Source organism: Oceaniferula spumae, assembly GCF_042849255.1.
Classification (GTDB): Bacteria; Verrucomicrobiota; Verrucomicrobiia; order Verrucomicrobiales; family Akkermansiaceae; genus Oceaniferula; species Oceaniferula spumae.
The window spans coordinates 3,111,062-3,122,171 of the sequence record NZ_AP026866.1 but is presented as its reverse complement, the minus strand read 5'-3'; the positions used below and the strand labels follow the sequence as shown (position 1 = coordinate 3,122,171).

Below are 11,110 nucleotides of genomic sequence, written 5' to 3'. Positions count from 1 at the left end.
AAAAGACTAAGAAGTTCCTTAAGCTCTGCTACGTCTGAATGCGAGACCACAGATGCCAAGAGCGAGAAGACCTGCGCTGCTTGGTTCAGGCACTGCGGTGACGTCCAAAGCAAGAGCCGAAGATCCACCGATATTGTTTCTGCTGAGCACGATTTGAGTGACTGGCCCAGTGCTGGTGATACTCCAATCTTGATTGGATGAGATAAAGTCGTTGTTATTTGGGCCTCGATCACCGCTTGTGATATAATCAAAAGTAGTTGTAAGCGTATCTGTGCCAATCCCATTGGTGACTTTCAGTTCTCCATCGGGGTCAGTAATCAAGGACCAAGTGCCACCCGTTAGCACGCCTGTAACGAGTTCGCCATTATCATCGTTATGAATGCCAGAGCTAGGTGCAGCCAATAAAATGAGATTCACTGCAGAGTCAAAGGTGACTGTGATGCTCTGGTTGCCCGACAAGCTTACACCGCCGCCGTTGGCCGTTCCAGTGCCGCTTAAAGTGTAGCCAACGCCATCCACGGTTCCATTTCCACCAAATGCAACAAGAGCTGCATTAGCGTTCAAGCCGAGTACGGCAGAGGCAACAAGTGTGTAAAGAATGGTAGATTTCATAGCGGAATGCCTCTATATAGCATCCTGCAAAAATGGATATCAATCTTAATATCAAGTGTTAGAGCGCAACCATCCAACCATACGCGGAAAGGAGCCGGAGCTTCAAATTTCACCCATCACGTATTCCAGCAGCATACTTTGAAGCATGAGGTAGAATCGGTTTCTGAAATGAGCGCTGCGGAGTTCGGCGGGGGCCTCATCGACGTCTTCAACTGCCTCTAATTTATACCGTGCTTCCAGTGAGATGCGGGCTTGGTTGATGGCTCCGTACCATTTGTCGGCGTTGACGGGTTTGATATAGATCGCTCTCTCGTCATATTCACGAGCCTCCGCGATGACGGCGGCTACATATTTGCACTGGCTATTGAAGTTCAGCTCCAGATCGGGCACAACGTATTCTTCCCAGTCGCTATCGTCATCCATCAGCCCGGCCAATGACTCAGCCAGATGTGCGGGCCGACCAACGTCGTGGGTGATCATTTCCAGTACAGCCCAATCGGTGTTCGATTCAGGCTCGATGGCAAGGCCACCTTCCAAGGTAGGCATGATATTCATATGGCCTTCTCCATGGTGGTTTGTAGCTGCCAGCCATGAAGCTGTTGCACGTAGAACTCTGCCTTTTCCTTGGATCCGGTCCAGACGATGGAGCGTCCGACCGTATGCACTTCCATCATCAGAGTCTCTGCACGAGTCTGCGAGTAGCCGAAGACCTTTTTAAATACCATGGTCACATAGGCCTGTAGGTTCACCGGATCGTCCAGAACTACCACATTCCAAGGCACGTCTTGCTGTGTCTTGGTTTTGCTTTTTTTCTTAGTCGTGGGATTTGGCATCGTTGCTGCGTTAGTATGATTCGTTAGGTTCCTTTATTGAAGCACAATCATGTCTTGATCGACAAGCTAGCACCGAAGCTCTCGAAACGCCATCCCCAGCCATGCTCCAACATCTGACGCTGTTAGTGACTCTATCGATTGCGAACCGTGCGAGACGACCATTTCTGCCGCGCGTCCACAAAGCCAAGCACCAACACGGGTGGCGGCGAGTGGTTCGAGGTTTTGGCCCAGCAAGCCCGCAATCACACCAGTCAGCATATCGCCCTGCCCTCCGGATGCCATGCCTGCATGGCCGGTGCCATTCACAAATATCGGGCTGGATCCACGTTTGATCAACGTGCGAGCGCCCTTCAGCAGCAACGTCGTGTCAGGATGTTTGGCTATGAACGCCTCCACTGTTTCCTGTCGGCTAAGGTTTTTTGATTGCGGAAAAAGACGCGCCATTTCGCCGGGGTGGGGCGTTAAAATCATGTTCGGTCTGATGAGATCATCCCCCCCAACTCTCGCGAGGCTATTGAGAGCATCAGCATCTAACACCAGATGTTTGTTAAATTCGGAAATGACCTCGAACAATGAATCGCTCATGGTGCCCAACCCCGGCCCTATCACCAAAACATCCAAGTTTTCATTCAGTATCTCCGCGTAATCATTGATGGGTTTGACCATGACCTCCGGAGGCAGCAGTGGTGCCATGGTGGAGTAGATAGCATCATCGACAAATAAGGTGACAAGCCCTGCCCCCGATCGAAGTGCTCCGGTCGAAGCAAGGACAGCCGCTCCTAACATCCCCCGTGACCCAGCCACAATTCCTACTCGACCAGCATTTCCCTTGTGAAAGTCGTGAGGTCTACGCGGCAGCAATGGAGCTACGGAAAACAAGTCGCTCAGGCAGACTGAACCATCGCTAGGTGCGCTTAACCCATCGACAGGGACGGACTCAATGGCTCCAGTGTAGTTAGCTGCTCCGGGAGCTAGCAGACCGCATTTTGCCACCCCGATTGTGAGTGTTAGATCAGCCATTACGGCCCCTGGATAAGCCTCACCGGTATCACCGTTCATACCTGAAGGTATGTCCATGGCGATGATATCAGCACCGTTTTCATTCCTCATGGAGTTCATCCATGATGCGATATCATTGAGAGGTTCACGCAACGGGCCTGAAGCCCCGATACCTAACAAGCCATCGAGCAAAATCAGAGGGCGACACGTCATGTGCTTTTCCACATGCTCATTGACCGGGCAATCCCCGAGTTCGCGCCATTTCTTGCGAGGCAATGCTCGAAGCTTGGTTTCGGGGTGCTCGCAGCGGATTCCTATTTTCCACCCCGCACTCGCCAAGTGGCGAAGCGCGACTAACGCGTCTCCTCCGTTGTTCCCGGTTCCCAAACAGGCGATCGCATTGCCCGCGACAGGATAACGACGTAATATCGCGCGAGCTATACCTGCTCCAGCGATGTCCATCAACTGCTCTGGTGTCGCTCCATTTTTGAATACGCGGGCCTCAAGCTCGCGCATTTGCTCACATGTCAGACTGCCTGTCATTACCGTCCAAGAAACCACGGATTAACAGAAACGACACTCCTTTTTTCAGAATTACGCTAAGCGTCCCCCATGGCCGCCAGCTTATGATTCAGCGCGATGGAGCTTCGCAGACTTTGCATTTGAGCGATCAGATGGGAATGCTCTTTGCAAATTTTGGTGCAGGTAGGTTCGGTTCCGGCGTGGGTGCTGACATACCTACCAATTTCCGAAAAATGGTTTTTCATCTGAGCCTCGATCACACTCACCTCGGCACGCAGCTTGGATTTGTCACGGTTTGCCTTGCCGATGTTTTGATAGGCCGACGAGGCTTCCTCACGCAGACGTTTGCGGTCCTCCTCCAGCTCATTCTCCATGGCTGAGATTTTTTCATCGAGAGCCGCAATCTCTTCGCCAATCGCCTCGCGCTCCTTTTTCAACTTGGAAAAAGTAGACTTGTACTCTGTCAGCTTGCTTTTCTCTTCGGCAATCACCTCCTTGTGATCATCGCTAAGGTCGGCTTCATCTTGATCTGACAGGACCGAAATTTTCGTCTTCGACGCTTCAAATTTCCGTTTCACCAGTTGAGCCCTGCCGACGATCTCATCACGCTTCGCGATGAGAACCTCTGATTCCCCAACTAACTCATCACGCTGCGCCTCCAAGGTCTGACAGACCTCAGTGGTATGATTGAGGATCGTATTTCGCTCCTCGTGGGAAGCATCCAGCACTGAATCAGCCTCGCCGATGGACTCCTCGAGTTTTTTGACCTGCATCTGTAGCTTTCTCAAGCTCCAGTACTCCACGCTGATATCTTCCACCGCCTCGGTCTGCTCCCAGACGTCTTCGCCCAGGATTTCCTCCGCCTGACGGAGCAAGTGCAGTTCATCCGCGGCCTCCGCCAGTCGCTTGTTTTTCCGACGAATGCCGAAAGCCAGAGCGATACGGGCGAGGAGATAACGGGAGCTGTTCATGAGAGGCTGTTTATTCGACACGGTGATCGTGAAGAAAAACGACGCGCTATTTCTTCTTCACCAGTTTTTGTAGATTTTTGACCACCCCGATGTCTTCGAGAGTGGTGGTGTTGCCGGTGATTTCGCCAGTGGCGACAAGTTCCTTCAGCAGACGACGCATAATCTTTCCAGATCGGGTCTTCGGCAAGGCCGGAGTGAAATAAACATCGTCTGGTTTCGCGATAGCGCCAATGACTTTTCCGACATGGTTGCGGACTTCCTTGAGAAGCTCATCAGTGCCTTCGATACCACCTTTGAGAGTGACAAAGGCACAGACGGCCTGACCTTTGATATCGTGCGGACGACCAACCACAGCGGCTTCGGCCACAGTTTTGTGAGCAACGAGGGCGCTTTCCACCTCTGCGGTGCCAAGACGGTGGCCTGAGACGTTGAGTACGTCATCGAGTCGGCCGACGATCCAGAAGTTGCCTTTGCGATCGCGGCGGGCGCCGTCACCAGCGGTGTACATGCCTGGGTAATCGCTCCAGTAGGTGTCGCGGTAACGTTTTTTATCTTTGTAAATCGTACGCAGCATGCCGGGCCATGGCTTGCGGATCACCAAGCGGCCACCCTCGTTGGCTTTGCACTCATTTCCTTCTTCATCAAGGATGGCGGCATCGATTCCGAAGAAGGGCTGGGTGGCGGTGCCGGGCTTGATCGGGGTGCAGCCGGGCATCGGAGAAATCATGATGGCACCGGTTTCGGTCTGCCACCAGGTGTCAACGATCGGACATCTGCCGCCGCCGATTTTGTTATAATACCACATCCATGCCTCCGGGTTAATCGGCTCGCCTACCGTTCCTAACAGGCGGAGTGACGATAAATCGTGTTTGTCCACCAGCTCGTCGCCGGCCTTGATGAAGGCGCGGATAGCGGTGGGGGCGGTGTAGAAAATGGTAACGCTGTATTCCTCGACAATCTGCCAGAAGCGGGAGAAATCCGGATAGTTCGGCGCGCCCTCATACATGACTTGGGTGACGCCGTTAAGCATCGGCCCATAGGTGATGTAAGAATGACCGGTGATCCAGCCGACGTCTGCGGTGCACCAGTAGACGTCATCTTCTTTCATATCGAAGATGTATTTGCAGGTGGCGTAGGTGTTCACCATGTAGCCGCCAGTGGTGTGCAGGATGCCTTTGGGTTTTCCGGTGGAGCCGGAGGTGTAGAGAATGAAGAGCGGGTGCTCGCTATCGAAGGACTTGGCCTTGTGAGTGGCGGACACCTTCGCAGCTTCGTCATGCCACCAGACGTCGCGGTCTTTGGTCATTTTCACCTTGTTCTCGGTGCGCTTGAGTACGATGACTTTCTTGACGACCTTGTCCTTTTTCAACGCCTCATCGACATTGGCCTTGAGATCAACCACACCGCCGCGACGCCAGCCGCCGTCGGCTGTAACAACGACAGTTGCTTCTGAATCGTCCAAGCGGTCTTTGATGGATTCCGCGGAGAAGCCGCCGAAAACGATTGAATGAACCGCACCGATGCGGGCGCATGCGAGCATAGCGACGGAAGCCTCGACGACCATCGGCATGTAGATGAGCACACGGTCCTTGGACTTCACACCGTTAGCCTCTAACACATTGGCAAAGCGACAAACTTCGCGCTGGAGTTGCTTGTAGGTGAGGGTGCGTTTGTCGCCGGGTTCACCTTCCCAGATAATGGCGGCTTTGTTGCCGCGTCCTTCGTCGACATGGCGGTCCACGCAGTTGACGCAGACGTTAGTTTTACCTCCGACAAACCACTTGGCGTAGGGAGCTTTCCAATCGAGCACCTTGCCCCATTTTTTATCCCACTGAAGTTCCTTCGCTTCGCGTGCCCAAAAGAGATCCGGTCTTTCCACAGACTCTTTGTGCATGCGCTTATACTGCGCCATGCTGGATACTCGTGCTTGTTTGGAAAATTCTTTTGAGGGTTTGAACTCGCGGTCTTCGCTGAGATGGCTTTCGATGTTTTTACTCATGGCTGTCTGGATGATAAACGGGGATTGAATTTGATTCATGAAAACTAACCAGCCGATTATCAGAGGACAACCCTGCTTTTCTGGGATAGCAATTTTTTTCCAACTCGTTTCAATCCTGAACAAAAAGACCTCTCGCCACAGTATTACGAACCATGTTTATCGCTCATCTACCTGCTGGCTACCTGTGTGCCAAACTTAGTCAGAGAAGATGCCGTGACGTGAACAAGAAGCTGGTGTTCTGGTCGATTCTGATTGGCAGCATTCTTCCGGATATCGATATGTTTTATTTCTATCTGATCGATAACAGACAGACTCATCACCATCTTTACTGGACCCACTTTCCATCGTTCTGGGCTGCCATTTGGTTGGTCGTCAGCGCTTTTGCACTCGCAACAAAAAACAAACGCCTATTTCTAGCGAATACAGCCTTGGCCGCGGGACTCCTGTTGCATCTTTTGCTAGATTCCCTCGTGGGCGGCGTGGCTTGGCTCCATCCATTTTCCAGCAAGCTCTATTACATGCTGGAGATCCCCGCGACTCGATCGTGGTGGGTTTGGAACTTTGTTCTTCACTGGACCTTTCTAGCTGAGGTCCTCATCTGCCTTGCGGCACTGGTTTTACTCGTTCGCAGTAGGATGAAAAGCACGAGCGTGCACAGTCATGATTAACTGCACTGAGTGGTTTTCTGACACCAGCTCTGGACCGCAGCTGACAGTTTCATCAGAAACTACCTCCGGCCGCGTGGCTTCTTTTTCTGACCAACACCACGGCCTGTTTTTTTCGGCGTACGTTTGGTGTTTTTGAAACTTTTTTCGCCCTTACTTTTGTAGGGTGTACGGCGTTTCAAGCCTTGTGCTCCGCGAGGGCTGGACTTTCTCGCAGGAGGTCTATCAGAAGACGGTTCATCACTCGCGTCTGAAGCTTTGCTCGATCTTTGTTTGGGGTTCTGTTGGAGCGCTCGAACTTCCTCTTCATCGAGTGATCTCCATTGGCCTATTTCCAGCCCTCCTCCGGTGAGCATACCGATACGGATACGCACGAGCTTGGTAACCTTGATATGGACCGCCTCGAACATGATGCGGATCTGGCGTTTGAGACCCGTTTCAAGTACGATGCGGAGCCTGCGTGGGGAAATACGTTTGATCGACTTTGCTGCTGCTCGCCCTTCAGGGGTATGCACACCCTTGATTAGCTTTTCGATGATTTCATTGTCGAATGCCTGATTCACGGTGACCAGGTATTCCTTCTCCACCTTCTGGCTAGGGTGGGTCAGCTTGAGAGCCAAGTCGCCATCGTTCGTTAGCACCAACATACCTTCCGAATCCTTATCGAGACGGCCGACGTTTTTCAAATGGTGCAGGTGCGGTGGCAATGCGGCGTAGATGGTCTCCCGACCAAGCTCATCGCTGGCAGAACTGACCAGTCCACGAGGTTTATTGAACAAAATGACCTCGGTGGACTTCGGTGTCACGATTTTGCGTCCCACACGGACAACATCATCAGGATCGACGCGCGTGGCTGGATTGATCTCACGTGAGTTGTTGATATAGACCTCGCCCTCTTGGATGAGAGCATCGCATGAACGACGCGAACCGACGCCGCATGAGGCGAGGTATTTATTGAGTCGGATGCCTTGAGATTGTGCGGACATGATAATAGTGGAAATGGGATTCTAAATAAGACGAGGGAAAGTGATCCATCAAAAAAACCCGCCCGGAAATGAATTCCAAGGGCGGGTTTGAAAAGATGGATTCACCAGTGGCTTACGCCTCAGGCTTGGTCTTAGGCAGGCCGATTGGGCTTTTGCCTTTTTTCCACTGGCCGCGCTCCTTGAGAAGCTTGATGCGCTCGAAACGCTTGAGGACCGAACGCTTGCCGCCGGCTCCACCGGAAATCTTGAGTGATGCGTGTTTAGACATAATTCTTGATAGGTTGTGGTTGGATGATGGCTGTGATTAACGCTTGGAGAACTGGAACTTCTTACGTGCACCAGGCTGACCGTATTTCTTACGCTCTTTCTGGCGGGGATCACGACGCATCAGGCCGGCTTCCTTGAGGGCTGGACGAAGTTCATCGTCGTGCTCGCAAAGTGCGCGGGAGATGCCGAGACGGATCGCTCCGACTTGGCCGGAAATGCCGCCGCCTTTGGCAACGACTTTGACGTCAAACTTGTTTAACAAGTTGGCGTTTTGGAATGGTTCAAGCACTGCGTTCTGAAGAGTCAGTGTAGGAACGTAATCTTCGAAAGACTTGTTGTTAATGGTGATCTCGCCGGTTCCGGCGGTGACCCAGACGCGTGCGACGGATGTCTTGCGGCGACCTGTGGCGCAGTATGTTGTGGCTTCGCTCATGAGAATATTGAGTTAAAAAGTGATTAGGGCTGGTGAATTAGGCGATCTCGACTGCTTCAGGCTGTTGTGCCTCGTGCTTGTGGTCAGGGCCGTTGACGACTTTGAGTTTCTTGTAGATGGCATCACCCAGTTTGTTGTGGGGGACCATGCCGCGAACAGCACGCTCAAGAAGGAGTTCTGGACGACGCTCGCGGACTTTGCGAGGTGTCTCGATTTTCTGGTTACCGACATAACCTGTGTAACGAGTGTAAATCTTGTCGGTTTCCTTAGTGCCACTAAGAACAACTTTATCCGCATTGATGATGATGACGAAGTCACCAGTATCGACGTGAGGAGTGTAAATAGTTTTGTTTTTGCCCCGGAGGATGTTGGCAGCCTTGACGGCGACCTTGCCGAGAATTTGGTTCTCAGCGTCGATGACGTACCACTTGCGCTCTACGTCCTGTGCTTTTGCAGAAAATGTTTTCATTGTTCTTGGTTGTTTCTAGTAAAAATGACCTGTTACAGTCGGCTTCCCAGGGTACGCTTGCCTTCACGGTTCGCCCACCCACCTCATGTCGAGGGGCGCGCAAACTAGGAAGGAGACTATGACATGTCAACGCAAATCTAGGGGAGTTTTTAAAATTTTAAGTCCCCCCTTATGAATTGACCTCAGAGTCTGACTAGATGTTGTATGTTCCTGATTCTATGAATTCTACGTCTCCTCCAGTGCCACTTTTGGGATCATTACCAAGAGACGTGGTGGTTTTCACCCTCATGTTGATCTTTCTAGTGCGTGGACTACCACAATTAGAGGTCTACCATACCGCCACACCTTACAAAGTGACATTGAGGGCCATCACCACTGATGGAACAGCAGAACTTCTAGAACTCCCTGACGAACTGAGAGGGGTCCACCGTAAAAAGGTCATTCTTGAGAAAATCCAGCGATTTTCCCAAAGCGAAGAAGCTAACCATCTCACACCCCACGGAGGAAAGCTTGAGTGGACCCTCCGCTATTCCAAAGATTCTCTCCGATACGACCAAGAGAGGAAGATCATCACCAACCATTCTGCAGAGGAGGTAAGCAGATGAAGACTACCCTCCAGGAATTCCTGTTCGCCCCGGTAAACGCACGGGCATTGGCGTGGTTTCGTATAGCACTGGGCCTCATCATCCCTTGGTTCTTCTGGTCGGATGGACTCTTATTTACCACGAGAGCTCCAGACTGGCTACGCCATGGACCTTGGGATTTTTTACTCGAGTTTCCTTACTGGGCTTTCATTACGTGCCTGAGCATCCTTCTTATCTGGGGATGGAAAACGCGCGCGATAGCCACATTACTCTTCATTACCCTCCTACCGCTTGGTTATCTCAATGAAGGCGCTCAAAGCCGACAAGTCCTACTCTTTACCATCCTTGCCTTTTCTTTTTTGAAAAGCGATGCGATCCGGTCTCCTTGGAAATACAACTCCCCCTCAGCTCCCCTCTCCGTTAGCCCTTGTTGGCCTATTCGGCTAATCCAGCTACAATTGACTCTGCTCTACGGCGTGAATGCTTTAAAAAAAAGCTCACCTGAGTATCTGAGTGGTGATGCCCTCATGGCGATGTCTGCCGTTCTGACGAATTTCAAAGTCGACCTCACATCCGGTTTCCTAGTCATTTTTGGGTTGTCCATCCCCGTGATCATCCCCGCTATCGCAAGCACCCTGAGCGAGTATTTTATAGCTCTTGGTTTTTGGTTCATGAAGCGAAAATGGATCGTCGCGCTCTTTGGCATCGTCTTTCATCTGGCTCTCACTCAGATCATTCAAATTTTCAAACTCGACCTGGTTTCCATCTTTCTCTACCTCGCCTTTCTTCTGCCTCTCATCAACGGTAGACGCTAACATTCGTGGTGAGGCTTGGATTTGACATCCGCCATCGAGCCCGACATGCTGTGAAGCGTGCAGTTACCCGACCATCCGGAGAACGAAGAGTTTGCTCCCGAACCCACCGAATCGCCGTACAAGCAACGGCTATGGGAGATCATATTCGAAGCTGAAACCCCCTCAGGCAAATTCTTCGATATCGCACTGCTGTGGGTGATCGGCATCAGCGTGCTGGCGGTGATGCTTGAGAGTGTCGATAGCGTCAGCTCCAAGTATCATAATGCACTCTTGATCGTTGAATGGGGCTGCACGATAGTCTTCACGCTAGAATACCTGCTACGAATCTGGCTGGTGAAACGGCCTAAGAACTACATTTTCAGCTTTTACGGCATAGTCGACCTCCTGTCCTGTCTCCCTAGCTACTTGGCGCTGCTTTTCACTGGGGGCAGTCATTTTATTGTCATCCGCCTGCTGCGTTTACTCAGAATGTTCCGAGTGCTAAAAATGGTAGGTCACGTGCGTGGCGCTAACACCATTTTGCGTGGGTTGGCGGCATCCAGAGCCAAGATCACGGTCTTTTTCTTTGCGATGCTGATTTTTGCCATGTTGGCCGGCACCCTAATTTATATCGTCGAATCACACGTTGAAGGCACGGACTTCACCAGTATTCCAGTCAGCATCTACTATGCGATTGTTTCCATCACAACTGTTGGTTACGGGGATCTTGCGGCGCAAACAACTCTTGGCAGAGTGATTACCGCATTCATGGTACTAGCTGGTTATGCGATCATCGCGGTCCCCACCGGCATCGTAGCCAGTGACATGGTGCGTGAAGCGCTACGACCAGATGAGACCACAGACGCCTGTCCAGGATGCGGCGTCCATGGCCACCTCAATGATGCCAATTACTGCCGAAAGTGCGGCGAACACCTGACGGGTTGATTTTTGTTACTAAAGGCTCCGATTTATGATT

Annotated in this window: 14 protein-coding genes; 4 read left to right on the top strand and 10 right to left on the bottom strand. The window is 51.7% G+C overall.

Features of this window, described 5'->3' with window-relative positions; genetic code table 11:
- Positions 1–18: 18 nt before the first annotated feature.
- From ACSPJT_RS13220 to acs, 6 genes are all read right to left on the bottom strand, one after another.
- The gene (locus ACSPJT_RS13220; RefSeq protein ID WP_435893031.1) at positions 19–612 is read right to left on the bottom strand and encodes a PEP-CTERM sorting domain-containing protein; all 594 of its coding nucleotides are present in this window, start codon (positions 610–612) and stop codon (positions 19–21) included.
- Between the two features lie 102 nt (positions 613–714).
- Complete coding sequence (locus ACSPJT_RS13215) at positions 715–1,158, bottom strand: hypothetical protein (RefSeq protein WP_435893030.1); 444 nt, start codon at positions 1,156–1,158, stop codon at positions 715–717.
- Between the two features lie 5 nt (positions 1,159–1,163).
- On the bottom strand, positions 1,164–1,445 hold the full coding sequence (gene clpS / locus ACSPJT_RS13210) for an ATP-dependent Clp protease adapter ClpS (RefSeq protein WP_435893029.1): 282 nt from the start codon (positions 1,443–1,445) through the stop codon (positions 1,164–1,166).
- Between the two features lie 66 nt (positions 1,446–1,511).
- Positions 1,512–2,987 carry an NAD(P)H-hydrate dehydratase gene (locus ACSPJT_RS13205; RefSeq protein WP_435893028.1) on the bottom strand — a complete coding sequence of 492 codons (1,476 nt, stop codon included), beginning with the start codon at positions 2,985–2,987 and terminating at the stop codon, positions 1,512–1,514.
- Between the two features lie 56 nt (positions 2,988–3,043).
- A complete protein-coding gene (locus tag ACSPJT_RS13200) occupies positions 3,044–3,937 on the bottom strand; it encodes a hypothetical protein (RefSeq protein WP_435893027.1) in 894 nt (297 codons plus the stop codon).
- 46 nt (positions 3,938–3,983) lie between these two features.
- A complete protein-coding gene (acs, locus tag ACSPJT_RS13195) occupies positions 3,984–5,975 on the bottom strand; it encodes an acetate--CoA ligase (RefSeq protein ID WP_435893026.1) in 1,992 nt (663 codons plus the stop codon).
- Between the two features lie 113 nt (positions 5,976–6,088).
- Here acs and ACSPJT_RS13190 point away from each other — a divergent pair, with 113 nt between their 5' ends.
- Entirely contained in the window at positions 6,089–6,604 is a 516-nt protein-coding gene (locus tag ACSPJT_RS13190; protein ID WP_435893025.1) for a metal-dependent hydrolase, read from the top strand.
- Between the two features lie 59 nt (positions 6,605–6,663).
- Here ACSPJT_RS13190 and ACSPJT_RS13185 read toward each other — a convergent pair whose 3' ends face one another.
- From ACSPJT_RS13185 to rplM, 4 genes are all read right to left on the bottom strand, one after another.
- Entirely contained in the window at positions 6,664–7,587 is a 924-nt protein-coding gene (locus ACSPJT_RS13185; protein WP_435893024.1) for a pseudouridine synthase, read from the bottom strand.
- A 112-nt stretch (positions 7,588–7,699) separates the two neighbouring features.
- Entirely contained in the window at positions 7,700–7,855 is a 156-nt protein-coding gene (locus ACSPJT_RS13180) for a small basic protein (RefSeq protein ID WP_435893023.1), read from the bottom strand.
- Positions 7,856–7,891: 36 nt separating this feature from the next.
- A complete protein-coding gene (gene rpsI, locus ACSPJT_RS13175) occupies positions 7,892–8,287 on the bottom strand; it encodes a 30S ribosomal protein S9 (protein WP_435893022.1) in 396 nt (131 codons plus the stop codon).
- Between the two features lie 37 nt (positions 8,288–8,324).
- Positions 8,325–8,756, bottom strand: a complete 432-nt coding sequence (gene rplM, locus ACSPJT_RS13170; RefSeq protein ID WP_435893021.1) for a 50S ribosomal protein L13 — start codon at positions 8,754–8,756, stop codon at positions 8,325–8,327.
- 287 nt (positions 8,757–9,043) lie between these two features.
- Between rplM and ACSPJT_RS13165 the strand changes: the two genes are divergently transcribed.
- The 3 genes from ACSPJT_RS13165 to ACSPJT_RS13155 are packed head-to-tail and all read left to right on the top strand — an operon-like array spanning position 9,044 to position 11,079.
- The gene (locus ACSPJT_RS13165) at positions 9,044–9,361 is read left to right on the top strand and encodes a hypothetical protein (protein ID WP_435893020.1); all 318 of its coding nucleotides are present in this window, start codon (positions 9,044–9,046) and stop codon (positions 9,359–9,361) included.
- Positions 9,358–10,155 (top strand): hypothetical protein, encoded by a 798-nt coding sequence (locus tag ACSPJT_RS13160; protein WP_435893019.1) that lies wholly within the window; start codon positions 9,358–9,360, stop codon positions 10,153–10,155. Before ACSPJT_RS13165 ends, ACSPJT_RS13160 begins: the two co-directional genes overlap by 4 nt.
- A 57-nt stretch (positions 10,156–10,212) precedes the next feature.
- On the top strand, positions 10,213–11,079 hold the full coding sequence (locus tag ACSPJT_RS13155) for an ion transporter (RefSeq protein WP_435893018.1): 867 nt from the start codon (positions 10,213–10,215) through the stop codon (positions 11,077–11,079).
- Positions 11,080–11,110 lie beyond the last annotated feature (31 nt).